This window comes from Pseudomonadales bacterium (assembly GCA_024234615.1).
GTDB lineage: Bacteria > Pseudomonadota > Gammaproteobacteria > Pseudomonadales > IMCC2047 > JAJFKB01.
On record JACKNY010000003.1, the window covers coordinates 540,077 to 565,715 of the forward strand.

The window sequence follows — 25,639 nt, forward strand, 5'->3', positions numbered from 1 at the left end:
GATGGCCGCACAAAAAAGAGGTTTAGGAAGAGGTTTGGACGCCTTGCTAGGTAACTTGTCCGAACCAACATCGAATGCTCCTGATGTATCAAAAGAGCAACTTTCGCGGTTGCCGGTAGATTTGATTCAGCGCGGCAAATACCAACCGCGCCGCGAGATTGAGCCGGAAGCACTGCAGGAATTGGCAGACTCCATTAAAGCCCAAGGGGTGATGCAACCCATCATTGTGCGCCCACTCAACGCGGGACGCTATGAAATCATTGCCGGTGAACGCCGTTGGCGAGCATCGCAGTTGGCTGGACTGGATGAAATTCCAGCGATCATACGCGATGTCAGTGATGAAACGGCGACTGCAATGGCGTTGATCGAAAATATTCAGCGTGAAAATCTGAACGCCATGGAAGAAGCGGTCGCATTACAACGGTTACAGGATGAATTTCAACTTACCCAGCAGCAGGTTGCAGAGGCGGTGGGCAAATCCCGCGCTGCGGTAGCAAATCTTATTCGTTTAAATGGCCTTAATGAAGACATAAAAAGCATGCTGACGCATCGACAACTGGATATGGGGCATGCGCGTGCACTGCTGGCATTGACTGGCGGCGTGCAGTCGAAGGCTGGACAAATGGTAGTCAACAAGCAATTATCAGTACGCCAAACGGAGACTTTGGTGAAGCGGCTTTTAACCGAGCAAACAGTAGAGAAAAAGATACTTTATATCGATCCAGATATAAAACAGCTAGAACAGCGTTTGAGTGATCAACTTGGTTCTAGGGTGGCGATTCAACATGGCGCGAAAGGGAAAGGAAAAATGGTGATTAACTATAATTCTTCAGAAGAACTAGAGGGCATTTTAAGTCATATCAAATAACGCTGACTTATAACCTTTATAAGCCTGCAAAATGTAGGGGGCCGCTACTAATTTATTAAGCCGTCCTCCCGATAGTAGGTTACCCTTTGATCGCCGTACAGGCTATAGCGAGCAAGGGGAAAGAAGAAACCCCCCAGTTTTTTTTCTGAATATATAAGATAAAACAACCCAGCAAACTCTAGATAATACAAAGCTTGACCGCTAGCGCAATAGGGCTTGATCGGTAGTGCATTTGCTCATATACTACGCGCCCTGTTGGAAGGCAGAATATGTGCACCAATCAGTCGCTTAGGTGTTTGTTTGATGGCTTTAAATTTGGGGTAAGCCAGGATCAACCGATCTGCGCAACAAGTTAATCCGCCGGTTTATCGAATTGCACTCGCGCAAGTCTGTGTAACTCTGGTGTTTGCCGCGTTAGGAGTAGGCTTCAGTAGCGTTAGTATAGCCATATCAATTTTACTGGGTGGCTTAGTAAGTTGTATCAGTAACAGCCTGTATATCTGGTTATATTTTTATCGCAAACCAGTGCAGCGTAACGCACATATAATTCTTCAAACAGCTTATGGGGCTGAGTTAAGCAAAGTCATATCGGTAGTGATGTTAATGGTCACCGTGATAATGCTCTTTGATGAGTTGAATTTTTTATTTTTCTTTGCCGCTTTTATGGTTTCACAATCGGTTTTCTGGATGGCGCCGTTATTATTTAGGCGTTAAAACCTGAGGCCGGTTTTAGCACAGGTGTCAACACACCTGTTTAAAAATGTCAGCGCGTTAACGGAACAGAACAAGACGAAATGGCTACTGAAGCATTAACAACCAAAGGGTATATTACCCACCACCTTACCAACCTTACGTTTGGCCAACACCCTGATGGTACCTGGGGTTTTGCGCATTCAGCGCAGGAAGCGGGCGCTATGGGGTTTTGGGCTTTTAACGTAGATACATTGGGTTTTTCTTTATTATTAGGTATCGTTTTTTCATTTATCTTTTGGCGTACGGCACGCAATGTTACCACTGACGCACCAACAGGGTTACAAAACTTTGTCGAGTGGGTGGTAGAGTTTATTGACGGCAGCGTTAAAGATATTTTTCACAGCCGCAACACTCTCATTGCACCGCTGGCGCTCACCATTTTTGTTTGGATATTTCTAATGAACCTGATGGATTTGGTGCCTGTAGATCTAATCCCGCATACCGCGCAGTTAGCGGGTATACACTTTCTTAAAGTAGTGCCAACCACTGATCCTAATGCAACTCTTGGTATGGCACTCGGTGTGTTCCTGCTCATTCTATTTTATAGCGTAAAGATAAAAGGATTGGGCGGTTTCCTGGGTGAACTAACCCTGCATCCCTTTGGTAAGTGGATGCTACCCTTCAACCTCTTTTTGGAAGGCGTTAACCTGATTTCTAAACCAGTATCCCTCGGGTTACGACTTTTTGGCAACCTCTATGCTGGCGAGATGATTTTTATCTTGATCGCACTAATGTATAGCGGTGGTTGGGTGCTGGGCGCGTTTGGTGGTGTTTTACAATGGGCTTGGGCAGTATTCCATATTTTGATTATCCTGTTACAAGCCTTCATATTTATGGTGCTGACCATTGTTTACCTCAGCATGGCGCATGAATCGTCACACTAGTTTATTCATATTAAAATTTTCAATTAACTGTTAGAAAGAAACGGGAGTAAAAATGGAACTCGCAACTGCAATTTTGTACTTGGCTGGCGGCATTCTGATGGGACTAGCTGCCCTGGGTGCTTCTGTAGGTATTGGTGTATTGGGCGGTAAATTTTTGGAAGGTGCAGCGCGTCAGCCTGAAATGATCCCAATGCTGCGTACTCAGTTGTTCATCGTAATGGGCCTGGTTGACGCGGTACCTATGATCGGTGTTGGTATTGCGCTTTACATTCTGTTTGCGGTCGTTTAAAGCTCGGTCTTTTATGTTAAACCCAAGCGATAAGCGAGGTGCTGTGTGAATATTAATGCAACTATCATAGGCCAAATGTTGACCTTTGTTGTCTTCGTTTGGTTCTGCATGAAGTTCATTTGGCCACCACTCATTAATGTGTTGGCTGAACGAACAAAGAAAATTGCAGATGGTTTGAGCGCTGCCGATCGTGCCGAGCAGGATCTGGAATTAGCGCAGGAGAAGGCTGTTGCCCAGCTTAAAGAAGCCAAGCAACAGGCAGCAGAGATTATTGATCAGGCGCACAAACGCTCCAGTCAATTGATCGATGAAGCAAAAGGCCAGGCGCGCGAAGAAGGTGATCGCTTGCTGAAAGCAGCTCAGGCGGAGATTGAACAAGAATTCAATCGTGCGCGTGAAGAGTTGCGCGCCAAGGTGGCGGCTATTGCCGTTGCTGGCGCCGAAAAGGTATTGGGTGCTAGCGTTGATGCACAGGCGCACTCAGCGCTACTCGATAAGTTAGCAGCGGAACTATAGGTCAAGACATGGCAGAAGTTAGCACCATTGCTCGTCCCTATGCTAAAGCAGCTTTTGAGCATGCTTTAGCCGTAGGAGAACTCTCCAAGTGGTCAGAATTTCTGGCATCAGCGGCCTTGGTGTCTGCGGATGCGGAAATGAAAAGAGTGCTCGCCAGCCCCGCGCTTGGCAATGAAGAGAAAGCAGCTTTTTTTACTGATATCTGCGGTGCTGATTTGGGTAACGAAGAGCAGAACTTTATTCGGGTTTTGGCTGAGCACAAACGTTTAGCGGTCTTGCCAGCAGTTACCGTCGCGTTTGAAGCGCTCAAAGCCAAACAAGAGCAGGCAGTTGATGTCGATGTGATTAGTGCGTTTGAACTGTCGTCGGATCAGCAAGCAATGCTAACCGAAAAGTTAAAGGGCAAGTGGCAAAAAGACATCAGTTTAAAAACACAGGTTGATCCAAGCCTAATTGGCGGTGTCATTATTCGGGCCGGAGATTTAGTCATTGATGATTCAGTGCGCGGCAAGTTGACACGTTTGGCAGAAGCGGTGAACACCTAAGTTCAGAAAGAATTAAAACAGGTTAAGAGGCATACCATGCAACAACTGAATGCTGCAGAGATCAGTGAGATAATCAAACAGCGTATCACCAAGGTTGATATCTCATCCGAAGCTCGCAATGAAGGCACCATTGTCAATGTATCTGATGGTGTAATCCGTATCCACGGTCTGCAAGACGTAATGTACGGGGAAATGATTGAATTCCCAGGCGGTATTTACGGTATGGCGCTTAACCTAGAGCGCGACTCCGTAGGTGCGATTGTTTTGGGTGACTATAAAAGCTTATCGGAAGGCCAGACCTGCCGTTGCACCGGTCGTATTTTGGAAGTTCCGGTGGGCCCAGAACTGGAAGGCCGCGTTGTTAATGCTCTGGGAGCACCAATTGATGGTCGTGGTCCAGTTAACGCAGCGCTCAGCGACCCCTTAGAAAAAGTAGCACCAGGTGTAATTGCGCGTAAATCGGTTGACCAACCGGTACAGACTGGCCTCAAAGTTATTGATTCCATGGTGCCAATTGGCCGTGGCCAGCGTGAATTGATTATTGGCGACCGTCAGATCGGTAAGTCAGCTGTCGCGGTTGATGCCATCATTAACCAAAAAGGCACCGGTATTAAGTGTGTTTACGTGGCAATCGGACAGAAAGCGTCTTCGGTCGCCGCGGTTGTACGCAAACTGGAAGAGCACGGTGCGATGGAACACACCATTGTGGTTGCGGCGAATGCTTCTGATCCTGCGTCCATGCAGTTCTTAGCGCCCTTTGCCGGTTGTTCGATGGGCGAGTACTATCGGGATCGTGGTCAAGATGCACTGATCATTTATGATGATTTAACCAAACAAGCCTGGGCTTATCGTCAGATTTCATTATTGTTGCGTCGTCCGCCGGGACGAGAAGCTTATCCTGGTGACGTGTTCTATTTGCACTCACGTCTATTGGAAAGAGCAGCACGGGTTAATGAAGAATATGTTGAAAAATTCACCAATGGTGAAGTAAAAGGAAAAACAGGTTCTTTAACCGCATTACCCGTTATTGAAACGCAAGCAGGTGACGTATCAGCTTTCGTACCTACCAACGTTATTTCTATTACTGATGGCCAGATATTCCTCGAGTCCGATATGTTTAACGCGGGCGTACGCCCAGCGATGAACGCCGGTATTTCGGTATCTCGTGTAGGTGGGGCGGCGCAAACCAAGATCATGAAAAAACTGTCAGGCGGTATTCGTACCTCCTTGGCGCAGTATCGTGAATTGGCGGCGTTCTCTCAGTTTGCTTCTGATTTGGATGAAGCGACTAAGGCACAGCTCGATCATGGTGAGCGTGTTACTGAGCTGATGAAACAGAAACAATACTCTCCGCTAACTATTGCCGAGATGGGTCTGTTGATTTATGCATCCAACGAAGGCTATTTGAAAGATATCGAAGTTGCCAAGATTGGTGATTTCGAAAGCGCTTTGCTTTCCTATGCTCAAGGCCAGTACGGTGAGCTGTTAAGCGAAATTGTTGCTAGCGGTGATTGGAATGACCAAATCGAAGCCAAGTTTAAAGAGTGCCTCGATAAGTTTAAGTCGACACAAACCTGGTAAGCAGAGAATTAAGCCAACTATTTTGTTAACTACTAATACTGGGATACTGAGATAACTCATGGCAGCCGGAAAAGAAATCCGCACGCAGATTGCGAGTATTAAAGGTACGCAAAAAATTACCAGCGCGATGGAGTTGGTCGCCGCGAGTAAAATGCGAAAAGCTCAGGAACGGATGGGCCTTGGTCGACCTTATGCCGACCGTATCCGCAGCGTGGTCAGTCACTTAGCGAAAGCGACGTCAGAGTTTCGCCATCAGTATATGGAAGAGCGTGAAGTTAAGCGGGTCGGTTATGTGGTGATATCGACTGATCGCGGTCTCTGCGGTGGTTTGAATATCAACCTGTTTAAAGCAGCGCTGCGCTCCATGAAAGAGTGGAACGATAAAGCGGTAGAGGTTGATCTGTGTTTAATCGGCGCCAAATCAGTCAGTTTTTTCAAAAGCGTGGGTGGTAATGTCGTTGCCGCAAAAACGCATTTAGGTGATGAGTTTTCCGCAGCTGATTTGATCGGTGCGATTAAGGTCATGCTGGATGCCTTTGAGCAAGGCCGTATCGACAAACTTCTGTTGGTTTACAACCGCTTTGTTAATACCATGACGCAAGAGCCGCGCGTTGAGCAGTTATTGCCATTAAAAGCGGATGAAGATGAAGGGTTAGCGCATCATTGGGATTATATTTATGAGCCGGATGATGCCGAGTTGCTCGAAGGCCTGTTAACGCGTTATATCGAATCACAGGTTTATCAGGGCTTGGTTGAAAATAATGCCTGTGAGCAAGCAGCGCGAATGATTGCGATGAAGAGTGCCACCGATAATGCGGGTGACTTGATCGATAATTTACAGCTAATTTATAACAAAGCGCGACAAGCATCCATTACCCAGGAGTTGTCAGAAATTGTGAGTGGTGCCGCTGCGGTGTAGCAAGCGGTGGCTGGACTGCGTTTGGCATAATTAAGAATTTTTATTTTACCGGGGTGGATTAAATGCTGACCCCAATAAGACAAGAGGAATCCGAAATGAGTAGCGGACGTATTGTACAGATCATTGGCGCGGTTATTGACGTGGAATTCCCACGTGACGCACTGCCCAAGGTTTACGACGCTTTGAAGGTGACAGAAAAAGGTTTAACCCTTGAGGTGCAGCAGCAGTTAGGCGACGGAATTGTCAGAACGATTGCGATGGGTTCTTCGGAAGGTATTAGCCGTGGTTTGTCAGTGGAGAGCACCAACGCCCCTGTTTCAGTGCCGGTGGGTATCGAAACCTTAGGGCGTATTATGGACGTTTTGGGCGAGCCGATTGATGAATGTGGTCCGATTGGTGAAAAAGAGCGCATGCCCATTCACCGCAATGCACCGACCTATGAGGAGCTAGCCGCTTCGGAAGAATTATTGGAAACCGGTATTAAAGTAATCGACCTGGTTTGCCCGTTCGCTAAGGGTGGTAAAGTCGGATTGTTTGGCGGTGCGGGTGTGGGTAAGACCGTCAACATGATGGAGCTGATTAACAATATTGCAACTGAGCACTCCGGTTTGTCGGTATTTGCCGGTGTTGGAGAGCGTACTCGTGAAGGCAACGACTTCTATCATGAAATGCAGGAATCAAAGGTTGTTGACGTCAAAGACTTCACTAAATCAAAAGTGGCAATGGTTTATGGTCAGATGAATGAACCGCCTGGTAACCGTTTACGTGTAGCGCTAACGGGTTTAACGATGGCGGAAAAATTCCGTGACGAAGGTCGAGATGTATTACTTTTTATCGACAATATCTATCGTTACACCTTGGCTGGGACGGAAGTATCAGCGTTGCTAGGCCGTATGCCTTCGGCGGTAGGTTATCAGCCAACGCTAGCGGAAGAGATGGGTGTATTGCAGGAGCGTATTACTTCCACTAAAACTGGCTCTATCACCTCTATTCAGGCGGTCTATGTACCGGCGGATGATTTGACTGACCCCTCTCCGGCTACTACTTTCGCGCACCTTGACTCTACTGTTGTGTTGTCGCGTGACATCGCCTCTAAAGGTATTTATCCCGCGGTGGATCCATTGGATTCTACATCGCGCCAACTCGACCCGTTAATTATTGGTCAAGAGCATTATGACGTGGCGCGGGGTGTGCAATCAGTGTTACAGCGTTATAAAGAGCTGAAAGATATTATTGCGATCCTGGGTATGGATGAATTATCTGAAGAAGATAAGATGTCTGTAGCACGGGCGCGTAAAATCGAGCGCTTCTTGTCACAACCCTTCCATGTGGCGGAAGTATTTACCGGCTCACCAGGCAAGTACGTGTCACTGAAAGAGACTATTCGCGGCTTTAAAGCCATTTTGGAAGGTGAGTATGATCACCTGCCGGAACAGGCTTTTTATATGGCGGGTGGTATCGAAGAAGTTATCGAGAAAGCAGCAAAAATGAAAGGCTAAAGCCAACCGATTGATTTGGAAGGCATTCTCAGTTTGAAAAGGTTTAAAAGGTATGGCAATGACAGTCCATTGCGACATCGTTAGCGCAGAAGAAAAAATCTTCTCTGGCTTGGTGGAAATGGTGATAGCAGCCGGAGCACTCGGCGATTTAGGTATAGCTCCAGGGCATGCTCCGCTGTTGACCCAGCTTAAGCCTGGGCCGGTACGATTGATCCTTGCCAATGGCGAAGAAGAAATTTTCTACGCCTCTGGAGGCTATCTGGAAGTGCAGCCCTCGTTGGTTACCATTCTGGCGGACACCGCGTTGCGTGCGCATGATATGAATGAAGCATCTGCATTGGAAGCAAAAAAGCAGGCCGAGCAAATGATGACAGATCAAAGTGCCGATATTGATCATGCTTATGCGGCCTCACAACTAGCGGAAGCGGCAGCGCAGTTACGCACACTTTCTCGTATTCGTAAGAAGATGGGCAAATAATCTGCAAGCGAGCATTTCAGCAAGCTAAGAAAGGCAGCCGAAGCTGCCTTTTTTTATGGATTTTTAGACGAATTGAACAATAATGTATCAAAGGCGTTTGTTTCCCAATGTATTTACTTCAAATCAGCTCAATTAGGTTATAAACAGGGAGTATTAATAAAAAATGAATTTAGAGGTGGTGATTCTTGCAGCGGGCCAAGGCACCCGTATGAAGTCAAAATTGCCAAAGGTATTGCACCACTTAGCGGGCAAATCCCTGTTGTCGCATGTGATTTGCAATGCTCAGGAATTGGGCGCAGCGGCGATACATGTTGTCGTTGGTCATGGCGCGGAACTAGTTAAAGACAGCACTGCCACCAACAACCTGAATTGGGTGATACAAGAGCAGCAACTAGGGACAGGGCATGCTGTGGCTCAGGCTATGACATCTATTGGTGAAGACAGTACAGTCTTGGTGCTCTATGGCGACGTACCCCTTACTTCGGCACAAACACTCACTGATTTATTACAAAAAGTCGACGCACGCAGTATGGCGTTATTAACAGTCAAACTGGCTGATCCCAGCGGCTATGGTCGAATAATTAGAGATGCGGCAGGTCAAGTTAAGGCGATTATTGAAGAAAAGGACGCCACCGCTGAGCAGCGACGAATTAACGAAGGCAATACGGGCATCCTAGCTGTATCAAGTCGCAAACTAAAAAAGTGGTTGCCGCGACTTTCCACCAATAACGCACAGGCGGAGTATTATTTAACCGATACTATCGCGATGGCTGTTGCAGAAGATATGCAGATAAACGCTGTGACAGCGCAAACGGAACAGGAAGTCCAGGGCATCAACAGCCGTCAGCAGTTAGCCGACCTGGAGCGTTGGTATCAAAAACAACTGGCAAACCAATTAATGGCACAGGGAGTTACGCTAGCCGATCCTGCGCGCCTCGATATTCGCGGAGAGGTGTCGGTTGGACCGGATATATTCATCGATGCCAATGTGTTGCTGGAAGGTAGTGTTAGTATTGGTGAAGGTAGCCGTATTGGGCCTAATGTCGTGATTAAAAATGCGGTGATTGGTGCCGGAGTAAATATTTTTGCTAATTCTGTGATTGAAAACGCCGAAATAGGATCTGGTTGTCAGATTGGGCCCTTTGCCCGCCTACGCCCCGGAACCCGCTTAGCCCAAGGCGCAAAAATTGGTAATTTTGTTGAGACCAAGAATGCTTTTATCGGTGTCGGTAGCAAGGTGAGCCATCTGAGTTACGTCGGTGACGCTGAACTTGGTAAAGAGGTTAACATTGGTGCTGGCACTATTACCTGTAACTATGACGGTGCTAACAAGTTTAAAACAGAAATTGGTAATGGCGTATTTGTTGGTTCAAACACCGCTCTGGTGGCACCGATAAAAATTGGTGAAAACGCAACCATTGGTGCGGGCTCAACGTTATCCAGGGATGTTGAACCCAACACACTGGTCGTTGCTAGAGCCATAACCCGAGTAATCGAAGGTTGGCGACGACCAACCAAGAAAAAGTAGCCCGTTAAACTCAGGATGATTAGATTATGTGTGGAATTGTAGGCGCGATCTCGATGCGCGATGTGACAGGTATTTTGCTTGAAGGATTAAAAAGGCTCGAATATCGTGGCTATGATTCTGCGGGTATGGCAGTTGTTGCGGCGGGTAACTCGCATTTTGAACGTGTACGTAGGAAAGGAAAAGTACAGGAATTAGCCGCTGCAATTGCAGCGGAGAAACTAGCTGGCGTATTAGGGGTTGCTCATACTCGCTGGGCGACCCACGGCGTGCCGAGTGAGCCGAATGCGCATCCGCATGTTTCGAGCGAGCGTATTGCGCTGGTGCATAACGGTATTATTGAGAACCATGAGCAGTTACGCCAAGAATTGAGTGGTGCAGGTTATCAGTTTACTTCAGAAACGGATACCGAAGTGGTCGCTCACTTAATTCACCAGTACTGTGAAAGCGGCGCTTCCCTTCTAGAGGCCGTGCAACAGGCGGTTAAAAGGTTAGAGGGTGCGTTTGCTTTAGGTGTTATCGATACGCAACAACCGGATAGATTGGTTGCTGCACGCAGTGGTAGTCCTTTGGTGGTCGGTGTTGGTATCGGCGAAAATTTTATCGCATCAGATCAACTGGCTCTGTTGCAAGTAACTGACCGATTCATGTTTCTGGAAGAGGGTGACTTTGTTGAATTAACCTGCGAAGGTATTCAAGTTTTTGATGGTGAAGGAAATGAAATCCAGCGTGCAAAGCATCGTTTTGAGCACCATGTCGACGCCGCAGACAAAGGCTCTTATCGACACTACATGCTCAAAGAAATTTTCGAACAGCCAGAGGTAGTAGCCGCCACGTTGACCGGACGCATTACCAAAAGCCAAGTTTTAGAGCAAACGCTCGGTGCAGCGGCAAAAGATATTTTAGACCAAGTAAAAGCGGTGCAGATTATTGCCTGCGGCACTAGCTATCACGCGGGTTTAGTCGCACGCTATTGGATTGAAGACCTAGTTGGCTTGCCTTGCAATGTCGAGGTTGCCAGCGAGTATCGATACCGCAAGACCGTAGTGACACCGGGCACCTTATTTATCACTATATCCCAATCGGGTGAAACGGCTGATACCCTAGCGGCTCTGCGTATGGCCAAAGATAAAGGCTATTTGGCAACCTTGGGTATTTGTAATGTTGGCACCAGCACACTGGTGCGCGAATCCGATTTAGTGATGCTAACGCAGGCTGGCCCAGAGATAGGTGTGGCCTCAACTAAAGCCTTTACTACTCAGTTGGTAGCTTTGTTACTGGTAACCTTAATGTTAGCGCGTCGACACGGGCTAGCACCGGAGCGTGAGCAGCAAATTGTTACAGCACTGCATCAATTGCCATCTTTGCTAAAACAAGCCTTAACACTTGATCCAAAAATTAAAGTTATCTCCGAACAATTTGCTGATAAACACCACGCACTCTTTTTGGGCCGTGGAGCCATGTATCCGGTGGCGATGGAAGGGGCGCTTAAACTCAAGGAAATTTCCTACATACATGCTGAAGCTTACCCGGCGGGTGAACTCAAGCACGGACCGCTGGCCTTGGTAGACAGTGATATGCCGGTCATCACAGTAGCGCCAAATAACGAACTATTAGATAAGTTAAAATCCAATTTACAGGAAGTCAAAGCGCGCGGAGGTGTGCTTTATGTTTTTGCAGATCGTGACGCGGCGGTGAATGAGGCGGACGAGAATCGCGTGCTGATCTTACCACCGGTCGACGACATCTTAGAACCGATTCTTTATACCGTACCTTTGCAGCTGCTGTCCTATCATGTTGCCGTATTGAAAGGTACTGATGTTGATCAACCGCGTAATTTGGCGAAGTCAGTTACGGTGGAGTAGGGGCGTGTATTTGTGGACAAATAATTGTGGAAGAATAATAAAGTATCATACTAATAATAAAGTATCATACTTATAATAAAGTATCATACTACTGATTATTTGGGCTATGCTTAATATTTAGTCATAGCACGGATACCATTAGGATGAGCGACTTTTTAAAACCGGCACCTAAAACCTTTTCAACGCTATTAAAGCGGGCTATCAATAAACGTTTTAAAGAAGGGCGAGGAAACGGAACGGGAAAACACTATAAACCTTTCCTTGAGATAAGAGATGTAGCAAGTAAAGGTAGATGCCACCGTGTACCGAGCATTACTCATGGCAGAGTAGTCCATCTTCTGTCTGATCTCGAACTGGTTATCTTCTACCTATTTGACTGGCATTCTGCCGTTATAGATATTCGTGAGCAATTTCCGTTAAACCCACAGGATACATTTGCATTAGCTGAAAGCGCTAATATCCCCCATCCCGAATATGGGGGTGTTAAGCAGGTGATGACTACAGATTTCGTCGTGGATATGTCTGATCAAGGAGAAATGAAACGAATAGCCATATCGGCAAAATATGCGGAAGACCTAGAAGACCCGAGAACCCTCGAGAAGCAAGAACTAGAGCGCAGATATTGGAAAAATAAAGAGGTTCCCTGGTACATTATTACGGAACAAGATATTCCACCGATTCTGGTGAAAAATATACGTTGGCTAATCCCACATTTCCAGAGCTTTGACTTATCCGAGCAAGAACGAAAGCTGGCGTTCAATCAATTTATCTACGCTTTCGATACATTTCAAGAAATTAAAATTCCACATATCTGCGCACACCTTGATGAAGCTAATGAACAAGAGCCTGGTACATATTTAAGCTGGCTCCGTCATTTATTGGCGCAAAGAGCATTTGTATGGGACATGAATACGATTGCCCACACGAAGCTAACCAGTGCCGACTTAACGGCATCAGATGCATGGTTACGTGGAGAGATAAACTATGTTTTTAACGAATGATGTTTACCAATGGGGAAAGCTTCGTCTGCGTATCCTATGGACATTCGAAAATATCTTAGTATGGATTGATATAGATAGCAAAAGTGCCTTTCCACAAACTAGTGCTAAAGCGGAGTTCGAACACTTAGTAGCGGATGAGGTACTAAAGAATATCGATGATCCTTTTTTGGAGAAAATACTCTCTCCACCAACGGAAGGCTCAAGAGCAGAACAAATTCAAAAAAAAGCATGGGCTATGCTCAATCCTTTAGTTAATGAGGAACCTTGGATCTATCGGCGTAAACAAAGAGGGGAGTTGATTGCAAAATGCATAAAGGAAAATAAAACTACCAAACAGACGATATATCGCTACTTACGCCGGTATTGGCAGTTAGGAAAAAGCCCTAATGCATTGAGTGCTATTTATGAAAACTGTGGTGGTAAAGGTAAACAAAGAAAGGCAGGGAGGAAGAAAAGAGGAAGACGTCGAACTAGGTCTTTAGGTGTGGGTGTCAATGTTGATGAAAATATACAAAAGATATTTCGTGTTTGTCTCGAACAAAGTTATTTAAATAAGAAAAAGTATGATTTTGTCTACGCCCATAATCAGGTTTTGATTGCCTTTGGCATCGACCCTTCCAAGAAAGATTTGGCGGCGATTTCTGAGGGACCGACATTATCCCAGCTCCATTACTTCTTTAATAAAGAATATCGAAAAATCGATGTAACTAAATCCAGAGAGGGAGATATAGATTATCTCAAAGATTTTCGTCCGGTGCTTGGGACCTCGACTGCAGAAGTTGAAGGGCCGGGAACACGGTTTCAAATTGATGCGACTATTGGAGACATATATTTGGTTTCCAGTATTGATCGAAGCAAAATAATTGGGCGCCCGGTAATTTATATCGTTGTTGACGTATTTAGCCGCCTAATTGTCGGATTCTATGTTGGCCTCGAAGGTCCATCTTGGGTTAGCGCAATGGAATCAATCGCCAGTACAGTTAGGGATAAACAAGAGTTATGTGCGGAGTTTGATATAAAAATATTGCCAGAACAATGGTCTGTAAAGGGATTACCGGAATCGATTTTGGGTGATAAAGGAGAAATGCTAGGTCGACATGTCGAAGTACTAAGTAAGTCTTTTAATGTAAGAATAGAAAACACACCGAGTTTTAGAGCGGATTGGAAAGGAATTGTTGAACGTTATTTCAGGACGATTCAAACAAAATTTAAGCCGTATGTTCAAGGATATGTAGAAAAAAAGCCGATTGGCAAAAAGCGTAACGGCCCAGATTATCGACTCGATGCCACATTGACTTTATATGAGTTTACTCAAGTTATCCTGCGATGTGTGATCTACTATAATAACGATCATGTACTCTCAAAATACGACCCACCTGAAGATATGCCCGCTAACTTGGAACATAATCCAAGAACATTGTGGGAATGGGGGATTAGATATCGCACCGGTAAATTACGCTGTCCGCCTGAGGATTTAGTTAAGATAAATCTTCTACCACATACTGAGGCATCGATTACCGAGAAAGGGATCTTACTTTTTAAATGTTATTACACCTGTGCTGAAGCATTGCGGCGTGGTTGGTTTGAGCGTAACTACCACGGCCCTAAAAAGATAATGGTCGCGTACGATCCTCACAGTGCAAATCAAATTTATATCAGACCGAATAATAGTTACGATCAATATTGGACTGCTGATTTATCTCAAAGAAGCAGAGAATATAGAGATTATACAATTTGGGATGTTTGGGGAAAAAAATGAGATTAAATCTAGAACAGCTGCATCCTCCAGCTTAAAGAAAAAAGCAGGTGAGCTAGAATTAGACTATCATCTTAATAATATCGCTGAAGTGGCAAAAACGAAAATGCCTGATACTGGTGATATTCCAAAATCTAAAAGAGTCGCAGGTATTCGTCAAAACCGCTCGGATGAAAAAACACACGAGAGAAGCAAAAAAGCGGTAACTCAGGGAAAAACTTTAAAATCGACCAGCAACATGCTGGGTTTTTTCATTGAACAGCAGGGCATGGCCTACGGGCCAATGACAATAGTTACAAACTTCTTCGAGACAGACGTTGAATGCGGATTCAATATCCTGGGCCTCATTTGCCGCTTCCGCAATGGTTCGGAGCAAGCGCAGCGTATTGGCTTTATCAGTTTCTGTCTGAAGGGCCAATAATTCAGCGGTTTTGTCTCGGCAAAAACCCAGAATGGCGGGGATGCCATTAAAAAAGGTTGCGTTTAAAACGACTTCGATATGGACGATGGAGCCATTCTTATGCTTTATCGGTAAGTTGGGAATGGTGCATTGTTTATCCCTCTGCATCTTTTTAATCAAGTTGTCACGATAAGAGGTTTCAAGACAAAAATCGCGCATCTTTTTGCCAATCAGCTCTTCTGGTGTATAGCCTAACAACCGGAACCCTGCATCATTGAGTTGCAGGATTTGCCCTCCTTTTAAGGTAGTGATAATAATGGGCTGCGGGCTAGAAACTAGGGATTTCGACAACAGTGACTGACTAAAAGCGGTTTCTTGCTCAGTTTGAAAATGGCTGTCTGACTTTCGCATGATAACAAAAACATGAGTTACCACGCCGGTTTCATCCCTAAAGGGGGTAAGGTTTACGTGCAGCAGTGCAAGCACAGGATTGGCCAGATAAACTTGGCTGGAAAAGGTTAATTTTTTGCCGGATAAACAGCTGTCGACTCGCGGTTTAATTAACTGAAAGGCATCTGTTCCCTCAATTTCGCTGATAGTATGGTTTACGACCTGATCTAGGGGTAGATCGACTATGTTGAGATAGGCGGGGTTGGCGTATAAGTAGCGGTATTCCCTATCCAGTATCAAGGTTGGATCCGGACAGATATCACAGGCATTCTGATAAAGTGAAAGCATTGCATCAGAAGAAGCAAGAGGGTTCAAAATTTTTTCCATAAATGCCTATTGCCTTAAAAGGACTTTTGCCATGACAACTGTTTAGTTGGTCAATAGGTTGAGCCAGAGTTGCTAAACAGTGGAGCTCCACTTCTACTCTCGGTAGCCTGTTCTGCGACCGACGCTAAATAAGCCTAGCTTGAAAGTGGGTAATTGCAATAAATATGGTGAATATCATTAGGATAGGAAAGTGCGGATATCGATGCTTTTAGGAATCGGAAGGTTATGTATATATTGCCAATAATTCTATGATTTAGCAGGCAATTTGTTGCACTTCATGACAATAAAGGTAGTATGACGCGCCTACAAATAGCAAAGACCGCTAGCTTTAAGTAAGGAGCATCGATGAGCGAACCCAAAAGTAAAAATATTGTTTGGAGCGAGAGCCAAGTTCAGGCGGCGCAACGCGAAAAAATTCTCGGTAATAAACCGGCAACTTTATGGTTCACTGGTTTATCCGGTTCGGGTAAATCGACGCTGGCCTTGGCCACTGAACTCGCGCTGGTGGAGCGCGGTATCAATGCCTTTATTTTGGATGGTGATAATGTCCGTCATGGACTCAATAGTAATCTTGGTTTTTCTCACGAAGACCGGACTGAGAACATTCGCCGTATCGGTGAGGTCTGTAAACTCCTCTGTGATGCCGGAATGATAGTGTTCTCAGCGTTCATTTCGCCTTACCGTGCCGACCGCGATCTGGTGCGATATAAGCATCAGCCGGGGCAATTTATCGAAGTTCTGATTGATGCGCCATTGGAAGTATGCGAAAGCCGTGATGTCAAAGGCCTGTATGAGAAAGCACGGGCTGGTGTAATCCCAGAATTTACCGGTATTTCTGCGCCCTATGAAGCGCCGATTAATCCGGAAATTACGGTCAACACAGCAGAGCATAGTTTGGAAGAATGTGTACAACAGATCATTAGCTATCTTGAGAATAAAGGTTTTATTTCAAAGCAGTAACTATTATTCGAGTTTTGTATGAGCTACGCAAAGGAACTAGAGGTCGCAATACAGGCGGTGCGAGCCGCTGCCAATCTGTGTCGATCCGTACAGGCAAACTTAATTACCGCTGATACGCTGGAGAAAAAAGATAAAAGCCCGGTAACTGTTGCCGACTTTGCCTCGCAGGCTATTGTTTGCGCTCATCTGCAGCAAGCTTTTCCACAGGATCAGGTGGTGGGCGAAGAAGACTCCACCGACCTACAAAGCCATGAACAGGCGCCACTGCGCCACTCGGTAGTGACCCATGTTGGTGAGGAGTTAGGCGGAGATCTGGATGAAGCGCAGGTGCTTAATTGGATCGATCACGGCAATGCCGACGGAACACAGGTGCGTTACTGGACGCTCGACCCCATCGATGGCACCAAAGGGTTTTTACGTGGGCAGCAATATGCCATCGCACTGGCATTAATTGAACAGGGCGAGGTGGTGCTGGGTGTTTTAGGTTGTCCTAATATGCTGGTAGGTGAGCAGCTGGGTGCTTTGTTTACGGCGACGAAAGGTGGTATGGCGCGTATGTTACCCCTGTCCGATGCCGGTGCGTCAGGCGAACGAATTCAAGTCAGCCAAGTTGCTGCGGTCAATCAGGCCCGTTTTTGTGAGTCGGTCGAGTCGGGGCATTCGAATCAAAATGAATCAGCACAAATTGCTGCTTTATTGGGAATAGCGACGGAGCCTTACCGTATTGATAGTCAGTGCAAATATGCCGCAGTGGCACGTAACGACGCTTCTATCTATTTGCGCTTACCAACCAGCGCTGCTTACCAGGAAAAAATCTGGGATCATGCGGCGGGCAAAATAATCGTCGAGGCGGCAGGCGGTAAAGTAACCGATATGCACGGCAATGCGCTGGATTTTAACCAAGGGCCATTGCTGAGTAATAATCAAGGCGTTGTGGCTACCTGCGGCGCGATACATGATCAGGTCATTGACGCGATTCGACGTGTACGTGGCTAAACCAATCTGGAGTTGAAATAATGATTAAACCCTTCGGGTCTGATGAGTTAAATCCCCTGTTTGTTTATGATTCTGAACAGCATCATGCGCTGGCAGCAGAAGCAGAAAGTTTACCGTCACTGTTGCTCAACTCGGCGGCAGCCGCCAATGCGGTGATGTTGGGGGCGGGCTATTTTAATCCGCTTAATGGCTACATGAATCTGGCGGACGCACTGAGCGTAGCCGAGCACTTGCAAACCACCGATGGTTTGTTCTGGCCAGTGCCCATTGTCAACTTGAGCAATGACATTGCCGCTATTGGCAACGCTAAGCGTATTGCCCTGCGCGACCCCAATGTCGAAGGCCATCCGGTATTAGCGATTCAGGAGATCGCCGCGATTGAACCGGTTTCTGATGAGCAGATCGATGCCATGGCACAGCAGATTTTCGGTACCAATGATGCCAATCACCCCGGCGTTGCGACTTTTACCGGTTTGGGTCGTTATCTGATTTCAGGGCCGATTCAGGTTTTAAACTTTAGCTATTTCCAACAGGATTTCCCTGATACTTTCCGTACTGCGGTGGAAATTCGCAATGAAATTCAGGAGCGTGGCTGGCAAAAAGTCGTCGCCTTCCAAACCCGTAACCCGATGCACCGTGCCCACGAGGAACTGTGCAAAATGGCGATGGAAGCGGTAGATGCCGATGGTGTGTTGATTCACATGTTGCTGGGTAAACTCAAACCGGGTGATATCCCTGCGCCAGTGCGTGATGCGGCGATCCGCAAAATGGTGGAGCTCTATTTCCCGAAAAATACCGTGATGATTACCGGTTATGGCTTTGACATGCTCTATGCCGGCCCGCGCGAAGCGGTGCTGCATTCGATCTTTCGTCAGAATAGCGGCTGCGCGCATTTTATTGTCGGTCGTGATCATGCCGGTGTTGGTGATTACTATGGTGCTTTTGAAGCACAGGAAATTTTTGATCAGCGGGTGCCGAAGGGGGCGCTGGATATTGAAATTTTCAAGGCAGATCATACCGCCTATTCCAAGAAGCTGAACAAGGTAGTAATGATGCGCGATGTGCCGGATCATAGCATCGAAGATTTTGTCATCCTGTCCGGTACTAAGGTGCGGCAGATGTTGGCGGCCGGTGAAGACTTACCGCAGGAATTTGCCCGCCCAGAAGTGGCGAAAATCCTGATGGCGCATTATCAAAACGAGGCTTAGTTAAGAAATGGCCGCTCGCAATGGGGCGGCCAGTTTCTCCATGCCAGCTTTTTCGTCCTGCTACGCTGGCGCCGTAATTTCTAACAATTCCGAAAACATTCACACTAACAACCCTGCTATAATTTCGCCTTTGCGCCGATCGCGCTAATGGCAAATTTGACAGTATTAGTATGGACGTAACTTACATTCTCGACTCCCTTAACGACGCGCAACGTGAAGCGATCAGTCTGCCTTGTGAAGCCAGTGCGCTGGTCTTGGCGGGTGCAGGTAGCGGCAAAACTCGTGTCTTGGTACGGCGTATCGCCTGGCTGATTCAAACCGAAAACATTTCGCCGCATAGCATTTTAGCAGTGACCTTTACCAATAAAGCCGCACGAGAAATGCGTAACCGTATTGAAGAATTGTTGGGCATGTCGGTACAGGGCATGTGGGTAGGAACCTTTCACGGGTTGGCGCATCGTTTGCTGCGGGCGCATTGGCAGGATGCGAATTTACCGCAGAATTTTCAAATTCTCGATTCCGACGATCAGTTGCGGGTGGTGAAGCGCGTCATGCGTAACCTCAATATTGATGACAGCCGCTGGCAACCGAAGCAGGCGCAATGGTTTATCAACGCGCAAAAGGATGAAGGGCTGCGCGCCGCCTTTGTCCCGGAACAGTTGGACCCCTACAGTAAAACGATGCGCGCGGTTTATGCCGGTTATGAAGAGACTTGCAATAATGCCGGTATGGTGGATTTTGGAGAGCTGTTATTGCGTGCCCACGAACTTTGGCTGAATAAACCGCAGGTTTTAAAGCATTATCAGGAGCGTTTTCAGCATGTGCTGGTTGATGAGTTTCAGGACACCAACACCATTCAATATGCCTGGTTAAGAGTGTTGGCGGGAGATCAGAACCGGATCACTGTGGTGGGTGATGACGATCAGTCAATCTATGGTTGGCGTGGTGCGAAAATTGAAAATATTCATAAATTCGCCAAGGATTTTCCGCAAACCCGCACCATTCGGATGGAGCAAAACTACCGCTCCACCAGCACCATTTTGAATGCGGCGAACAGCGTGATTGCCAACAATATGGGGCGGCTAGGCAAAGAGCTTTGGACGGATGGCAATGAGGGTGAACCGATTTCCCTCTACGCCGGATTCAACGAAATTGACGAGTCACGCTTTATTGTGGGCATTATTCAGGATGACTTTAAACAGGGGCGAGCCTATCGTGACTGCGCTGTGTTGTACCGCTCCAATGCACAATCGCGGGTATTAGAGGAATCTTTGCTGCGCTCCGGCATACCTTATCGTGTGTATGGCGGTCAGCGTTTCTACGACCGTTTGGAGATACGCAATGCCCTTGCCTATTTGCGGTTGATCTCGAATCGAGATGACGACGCGGCACTGGAGCGAGTGATTAATGTGCCAACCCGCGGCATTGGTGGGAAAACCGTTGATCTGATGCGCGTCGAAGCGCGCACAAAAGGAACATCCTTATGGCAAGCGGTCCAGCAGCTGATTGCCTCTAAACAAATTACGGCCCGCGCAGCGGCAGCGCTGGAGGGCTTTACTGACCTTATTAATCAACTTGACCAACAGACCCAAGGACTTGCCTTGCACGAACAAACCGATCATGTGGTGCAAATGAGTGGTTTGTTGGAATACCACCGCCAGGAAAAGGGCGAAAAGGGCCAGGCACGGGTGGAAAACCTGGAAGAACTGGTCAGCGCCACGCGTGAATTCCAATTTGAAGCAGATGAAGATATATCCGAGCTGAACGCATTTATTGCGCAGGCGGCCTTGGATGCCGGGGAAGCGCAGGCAGAAGAACATGATGATTGTGTGCAGATGATGACCTTGCATTCCGCCAAAGGCTTGGAATTCCCGCTGGTATTCTTAGCCGGTGTCGAGGAAGGATTATTCCCGCATCGGATGTCGATGGAAGACCCCAATGGTTTGGAGGAGGAGCGGCGGTTGTGCTATGTCGGTATCACCCGCGCCATGGAGAAGCTCTATATTACCCATGCTGAAAACCGACGTATGCACGGCACGGAAACCATGAACCGCCCTTCCCGCTTTATTCGAGAAATTCCAGCCGAGTTACTTAATGAAATTCGCTTACAGAGTAAAATTACTCGTCCCGTCAGTTTTAGCCGGGAAGCGAAGGGAGCCAATTTTTCCGGCCAGGCCATACCCAACACCGAGTTCCATTTAGGGCAACGAGTAAATCACTCCCTATTTGGTGAAGGTGTCGTGCTCAATTACGAAGGGCAAGGCGCGCAGGCTCGGGTGCAGGTGAACTTTGACCAGAAAGGTGCGAAGTGGTTGGTGGTGGGTTATGCCAAGCTGGAGGCCATTTAGTTTCTGCGGTTATCATTCATGTGGTAAGACGGTTGGTAAGTTCGGCTCGTTTATGCTCTATGGGTATTAGCCGCATTATGTGGATGAGCTTAGAACGAGGGTTTCACGGGCATTGCCAATACTCAATAGCTTGCTGAGAATTACGGTATAACTTAAGAATCCTTTGCATAAAAAGAATCGACAAAAGGGTGGCGTCATGAAAAAAATAAAATCGTTAATAATCATTGCACTTATGGCCAGTCTGGTTGCCTGCGGCGGCCAAAACGGGGCGGCCAATAATGGAGCGAACTCCGCGCAACAACCACAGCAAGTAATCAAATGGAAAATGGTAACCACCTGGCCAAAGAATTACCCGGGGCTGGGAACCGGTGCTAACTATATGGCGAAAGCCATTACTGAAATGAGTGGCGGTCGTCTTGAGGTGAAGGTTTATGGCGCGAATGAATTAGTCGGAGCGCTGGAAGTCTTTGATGCGGTGTCGCGCGGCACCGCGGAAATTGGTCATGGCGCGGCCTACTACTGGAAAGGGAAATCGGTTGCTGCACAATTCTTTACCGCCGTGCCCTTTGGTATGAACGCCCAGGAAATGGCCGGTTGGCTCTATTATGGCGGAGGTATGGAGCTATGGGAGGAAGTTTACGCGCCCTTCGGTTTGATCCCTCTGGCGGCGGGTAATACCGGCACTCAAATGGGTGGCTGGTTTAACAAGGAAATCAACAGCCTCAAAGACCTGCAAGGCCTGAAAATGCGGATTCCCGGTTTAGGCGGTGAAGTATTTAGTCGGGCCGGAGGCGTGTCCGTGCTAGTGCCGGGAGGAGAAATTTTCCCATCAATGCAAACCGGCGCACTGGATGCTACCGAATGGGTTGGGCCTTATAACGACTTGGCGTTCGGGTTGCACAAGGTGGCTAAATATTACTATTACCCTGGCTGGCAGGAACCTGGCCCGATTCTCGAAGCGATGGTTAATAAAAATGCCTTCGACGCTCTGCCCGCTGATTTGCAAGCTATCGTACGGGAAGCCGCCAAAGCGACACATATGGATATGTTGGCCAATTACACCGCCGAAAATAACCGGGCGCTGAAAACCCTGGTGGAAGAACACGGAGTGCAAGTACGTAAATTCCCCGATGAAGTGCTACGCAAATTGCGTGAAATCTCCAGTCAGGTGCTCGCCGAGGAAGCGGCTAAGGATCCACTTACCCAGAAAGTTTATGATTCTTTTAAAGCCTTTAATCAGCAAGTGGTTAACTGGCACCGGATTTCTGAGCAGGCGTATTTTGAGGCTCGGGAAGAGCATTAACTTGGGTTGTTATATTCAGTCGAATGTCAGGATAATTTACAAACGGATTCTCTCCCCCATAATCTACATCACATAGGTCATTGATACTTATCGAGATGGTGATAATGGCATGCATATTGTATGTTGCTTGGCTTCATTCCAAGGCTGGCGGGAATTAATTATGAAAAGGGAACTAATGATGGGAATTAATCAAACCAACCGTTTTCTTTCGGTTGTTTATACGGGAGCTCTTCTGGTAGCTACAATTTTGGCAATGCCGACAGCTGCAAACGCCACCACTATTACCATCTACGATCAGAACTTTGAGTCGCCAGTAGGGTTTGTGAATGGTTCCGGCAGTGGTTACAAGGATCTGTCACAGCAATCAGTGAATACTTTATATGGCGGTCAGCCAGTGAGCTTTTCTTTTGCGCAAAATTTTACCGTTGAAACTGCGCTGTTGACTGGTGGCCAGGCATTTGGAACTGGGTATTCGGATTCAACGAATACGGGAGGAAATTATGCCATCGGAATGTTATCGCATGTACAAAATGATTTACTTGGTTTGTCCTTCAATATCGGTAGCTACGACTTTTTCAATTTCGCTATCGATATTTCAAGCTTAGGGCTAGATGGTCCCGGCGGCCCATTTGTGAATGGGGATTTACCGAAGTTTAAGTTTACTCTTTTTGATAATCCATCGGGCACTTCAACCACAGGCTCGGGGTTAAGCACTGTATTAGATTCAGCAGAACTGATTGGAAAATTGTCGGCACAAGATGTGCTCGACTGGACGCATGGGGTGTTTGCCTTTGACACGAGGCTCTCGACGAATGGTAATGTGACTTTGCAGGTAGATTTACTACAAGGCGGTTACGCAGTATTTGACAACTTCAAGATCACGGCATCCGATGAGGCCCTAGGGGGAATCAGCACGGTATCGGTTCCAGCGACTATATGGTTGTTTAGCGTTGGTTTAATAGGCGTTATAGGTCTAGCTAGACGGAAGATGAGCTAGGGTATAGTATAAAATCCATTCAACGGCTCTTTCGAGAGCCGTTGTCTTTTCTCAACAGGCCGAGGCTCCCGGCTTGTCATGTAAGTTTCGGTAATGTTGAAGCGCTGAATCCCTTCCTACCACTACGCTCAACATGTTAGTTCTTCGTACAGACATTTCAATGAGATTAGCCGATCATAAACGACTTTAATTAACTTCTATCTTAGCGATGTATTTGTTTTAATTTTCAATATCTAACGTCATAGCAACCCCTAAAAAACCTTCCCCGGCAACCAGGTCACCAATTGTGGCCAATAGGCAATCATCGTCAGCATCACAAGTTGTATCGCGATGAAAGGAATCACTCCGCGGTAAATCTGGCTGGTGGCGACGGATTCGGGAGCGACACCTCTTAGGTAAAACAACGCGAAGCCGAAGGGTGGTGTCAGGAAGGAGGTTTGCAGGTTAATGGCAATCATAATGCCGAGCCAGACGGGATCGAGGCCCATGATCAGCAGAATTGGGGCGACGATGGGCACGACCACGAAGGTGATTTCGATAAAGTCGAGAAAGAAACCGAGAAAAAACATAGCTAGCATCACGACGATCATCGCGGCCATTACGCCACCGGGCAGATCGCTGAGGAATTCGCGTACCAGGTCGTCGCCGCCGAACCCCCTAAACACCAATGAAAATATTGCGGCACCTATCAGAATCATAAAGACCATGCTGCTGACTTGCGTGGTGGAGCGCATCACTTCACGTAGCATTGGCAGGTTAAAGCTTCCCTTGATGTAGGCCAATAACATGGCACCTACTGCTCCTACTGAGGCGGCTTCGGTAGGGGTTGCCAGCCCAACCAGTATGGAGCCAAGTACAAGCACCACCAGGAGTAAGGGTGGGGCAAGTGCTTTTAAAATATGTAAGATTGAGGTGTTGCCTAGTGCCTCTTCTGGGTGTGCGGGTGCGGCGGCAGGCTTACAGAGAGCGACTAGCGAGATATAGAGAATATAGAGAAATACCAGCAGCAGGCCGGGGATGAGTGCGCCTAAAAAAAGATCGCCCACGGAAACGGTCTCCGGAGAAAAGATGCCCATGTCGAGCTGTGCTTGTTGGTAAGCGGAAGACATAACGTCGCCGAGTAAGACCAGCACAATGGAGGGTGGAATAATCTGGCCTAGCGTGCCAGCCGCGCAAATAGTGCCGGTGGCGAGTGGTATATCATAGCCTCGTTTCAACATGGTTGGCAGCGATAGCAATCCCATGGTGACGACTGTTGCGCCGACGATGCCAGTGCTGGCGGCCATCAGCATGCCCACCAGCGTCACGGAAATGCCCAGCCCGCCGCGCAATTTTCCAAATAATGACGACATGGTATCAAGCAGTTCTTCGGCGACGTTGGACTTTTCCAGCATCACGCCCATAAAAACAAACAAGGGTACGGCGACTAGCACGTCGTTGGTCATGATGCCGAAAATACGGTTGGGCACGGCTTCTAAAAAGGCCGGGTCAAAACTGCTGGTCATTATTCCAATGAACGCGAAGAGAAGACCGGTTCCCGCTAACGAGAAGGCGACAGGATAACCAGCGATTAAAATAAGTATAACGGCGATGAATAGTGCCAGCGACATGAATTCCATTAGGTTGACGTCGCTGGTGGTGGATTATCGGGATCAATCTGCCCAGTAAGGATCAAGAGGCTGCGCATTGATTGTGCAAGACCTTGCAGTAGAACCGTTGCGGGCATGATAAGGAGTAGCGTTTTTAAGGCAAAGATAGCATCTATGCCGCCGGATTCTCGAGAGCCCTCGTAGTAAGACCAAGAGCTGGCAACGTATTCCCAGGAGATAGTAAAGATAAATAGGCAGCAAGGGATCAGTAAAAACACTGCGCCGAACAGGTCGACCCAGGCTTTGTTTCGTGCCGACATTGGGCGGTAAAAAATATCCACCCGGACATGGCTGTCGTGGCGCAGGGTGTAGGCGGCACCCATCAGAAATATGAGACTGTGTAGGTAGAGTAATGATTCTTGGAGCGCTACTGAGCCAACATTGAACAAATAGCGCAAAACGACAATGAGAAAGGTCAGTAAGACCAGTGCTAAGGTCAGCCAAGCTACACTGCGACCGAGCATTTCATTGAGACACTCGACACCTTTAATAAAGGTTCGGCAGGCGCTGCTGAAGGCCATA

Annotated in this window: 23 protein-coding genes; 20 read left to right on the forward strand and 3 right to left on the reverse strand. The window is 47.2% G+C overall.

The genetic code is table 11. From position 1 onward, the window contains the following. The first annotated feature begins 1 nt into the window (after position 1). The 14 genes from H6995_15290 (at position 2) to H6995_15355 (ending at position 14,482) form a co-directional block, all read left to right on the forward strand. A complete protein-coding gene (locus H6995_15290; protein ID MCP5216365.1) occupies positions 2–868 on the forward strand; it encodes a ParB/RepB/Spo0J family partition protein in 867 nt (288 codons plus the stop codon). A 402-nt stretch (positions 869–1,270) separates the two neighbouring features. Continuing rightward, positions 1,271–1,582, forward strand: coding sequence for an ATP synthase subunit I (locus tag H6995_15295; GenBank protein MCP5216366.1), 312 nt, complete (start codon positions 1,271–1,273; stop codon positions 1,580–1,582). Between the two features lie 80 nt (positions 1,583–1,662). Then, on the forward strand, positions 1,663–2,505 hold the full coding sequence (gene atpB, locus H6995_15300; GenBank protein ID MCP5216367.1) for a F0F1 ATP synthase subunit A: 843 nt from the start codon (positions 1,663–1,665) through the stop codon (positions 2,503–2,505). Between the two features lie 52 nt (positions 2,506–2,557). After that, positions 2,558–2,794, forward strand: a complete 237-nt coding sequence (gene atpE / locus H6995_15305; protein ID MCP5216368.1) for a F0F1 ATP synthase subunit C — start codon at positions 2,558–2,560, stop codon at positions 2,792–2,794. A gap of 45 nt (positions 2,795–2,839) precedes the next feature. Continuing rightward, positions 2,840–3,310 (forward strand): F0F1 ATP synthase subunit B, encoded by a 471-nt coding sequence (locus H6995_15310; GenBank protein ID MCP5216369.1) that lies wholly within the window; start codon positions 2,840–2,842, stop codon positions 3,308–3,310. An 8-nt stretch (positions 3,311–3,318) separates the two neighbouring features. Beyond that, entirely contained in the window at positions 3,319–3,855 is a 537-nt protein-coding gene (locus H6995_15315; protein MCP5216370.1) for a F0F1 ATP synthase subunit delta, read from the forward strand. A gap of 36 nt (positions 3,856–3,891) precedes the next feature. Next, entirely contained in the window at positions 3,892–5,436 is a 1,545-nt protein-coding gene (locus tag H6995_15320; protein ID MCP5216371.1) for a F0F1 ATP synthase subunit alpha, read from the forward strand. A 58-nt stretch (positions 5,437–5,494) separates the two neighbouring features. After that, the gene (atpG, locus tag H6995_15325; protein MCP5216372.1) at positions 5,495–6,355 is read left to right on the forward strand and encodes a F0F1 ATP synthase subunit gamma; all 861 of its coding nucleotides are present in this window, start codon (positions 5,495–5,497) and stop codon (positions 6,353–6,355) included. 95 nt (positions 6,356–6,450) lie between these two features. Continuing rightward, entirely contained in the window at positions 6,451–7,854 is a 1,404-nt protein-coding gene (atpD, locus tag H6995_15330; protein MCP5216373.1) for a F0F1 ATP synthase subunit beta, read from the forward strand. Between the two features lie 52 nt (positions 7,855–7,906). Continuing rightward, complete coding sequence (locus H6995_15335; protein ID MCP5216374.1) at positions 7,907–8,332, forward strand: F0F1 ATP synthase subunit epsilon; 426 nt, start codon at positions 7,907–7,909, stop codon at positions 8,330–8,332. Positions 8,333–8,495: 163 nt separating this feature from the next. Further along, positions 8,496–9,860, forward strand: a complete 1,365-nt coding sequence (gene glmU / locus H6995_15340; GenBank protein MCP5216375.1) for a bifunctional UDP-N-acetylglucosamine diphosphorylase/glucosamine-1-phosphate N-acetyltransferase GlmU — start codon at positions 8,496–8,498, stop codon at positions 9,858–9,860. A 26-nt stretch (positions 9,861–9,886) separates the two neighbouring features. Continuing rightward, on the forward strand, positions 9,887–11,722 hold the full coding sequence (gene glmS, locus H6995_15345; GenBank protein ID MCP5216376.1) for a glutamine--fructose-6-phosphate transaminase (isomerizing): 1,836 nt from the start codon (positions 9,887–9,889) through the stop codon (positions 11,720–11,722). Positions 11,723–11,865: 143 nt separating this feature from the next. Further along, complete coding sequence (locus tag H6995_15350; protein ID MCP5216377.1) at positions 11,866–12,723, forward strand: TnsA endonuclease N-terminal domain-containing protein; 858 nt, start codon at positions 11,866–11,868, stop codon at positions 12,721–12,723. Further along, positions 12,707–14,482 carry a DDE-type integrase/transposase/recombinase gene (locus H6995_15355; GenBank protein MCP5216378.1) on the forward strand — a complete coding sequence of 592 codons (1,776 nt, stop codon included), beginning with the start codon at positions 12,707–12,709 and terminating at the stop codon, positions 14,480–14,482. The genes H6995_15350 and H6995_15355 overlap by 17 nt, the downstream gene beginning before the upstream one ends. A gap of 217 nt (positions 14,483–14,699) precedes the next feature. Here H6995_15355 and H6995_15360 read toward each other — a convergent pair whose 3' ends face one another. Beyond that, positions 14,700–15,656, reverse strand: coding sequence for a PAS domain-containing protein (locus H6995_15360; GenBank protein ID MCP5216379.1), 957 nt, complete (start codon positions 15,654–15,656; stop codon positions 14,700–14,702). Between the two features lie 345 nt (positions 15,657–16,001). Here H6995_15360 and cysC point away from each other — a divergent pair, with 345 nt between their 5' ends. From cysC to H6995_15390, 6 genes are all read left to right on the forward strand, one after another. Beyond that, positions 16,002–16,616, forward strand: coding sequence for an adenylyl-sulfate kinase (gene cysC, locus H6995_15365; protein MCP5216380.1), 615 nt, complete (start codon positions 16,002–16,004; stop codon positions 16,614–16,616). 18 nt (positions 16,617–16,634) lie between these two features. Beyond that, positions 16,635–17,612, forward strand: coding sequence for a 3'(2'),5'-bisphosphate nucleotidase (locus H6995_15370; GenBank protein MCP5216381.1), 978 nt, complete (start codon positions 16,635–16,637; stop codon positions 17,610–17,612). A 20-nt stretch (positions 17,613–17,632) separates the two neighbouring features. Beyond that, positions 17,633–18,820: a sulfate adenylyltransferase gene (gene sat, locus H6995_15375; protein MCP5216382.1), complete on the forward strand. Its 1,188-nt coding sequence runs from the start codon at positions 17,633–17,635 to the stop codon at positions 18,818–18,820. Between the two features lie 170 nt (positions 18,821–18,990). Beyond that, a complete protein-coding gene (gene uvrD / locus H6995_15380) occupies positions 18,991–21,168 on the forward strand; it encodes a DNA helicase II (protein MCP5216383.1) in 2,178 nt (725 codons plus the stop codon). 196 nt (positions 21,169–21,364) lie between these two features. After that, a complete protein-coding gene (locus H6995_15385) occupies positions 21,365–22,471 on the forward strand; it encodes a TRAP transporter substrate-binding protein (protein ID MCP5216384.1) in 1,107 nt (368 codons plus the stop codon). Positions 22,472–22,631: 160 nt separating this feature from the next. Further along, entirely contained in the window at positions 22,632–23,468 is an 837-nt protein-coding gene (locus tag H6995_15390) for a hypothetical protein (GenBank protein MCP5216385.1), read from the forward strand. A 251-nt stretch (positions 23,469–23,719) separates the two neighbouring features. On the opposite strand, the gene H6995_15395 is transcribed toward H6995_15390, so the two are convergent. Beyond that, on the reverse strand, positions 23,720–25,087 hold the full coding sequence (locus tag H6995_15395; protein MCP5216386.1) for a TRAP transporter large permease subunit: 1,368 nt from the start codon (positions 25,085–25,087) through the stop codon (positions 23,720–23,722). Continuing rightward, a complete protein-coding gene (locus tag H6995_15400) occupies positions 25,087–25,638 on the reverse strand; it encodes a TRAP transporter small permease subunit (GenBank protein MCP5216387.1) in 552 nt (183 codons plus the stop codon). Before H6995_15400 ends, H6995_15395 begins: the two co-directional genes overlap by 1 nt. Position 25,639: the final 1 nt, after the last annotated feature.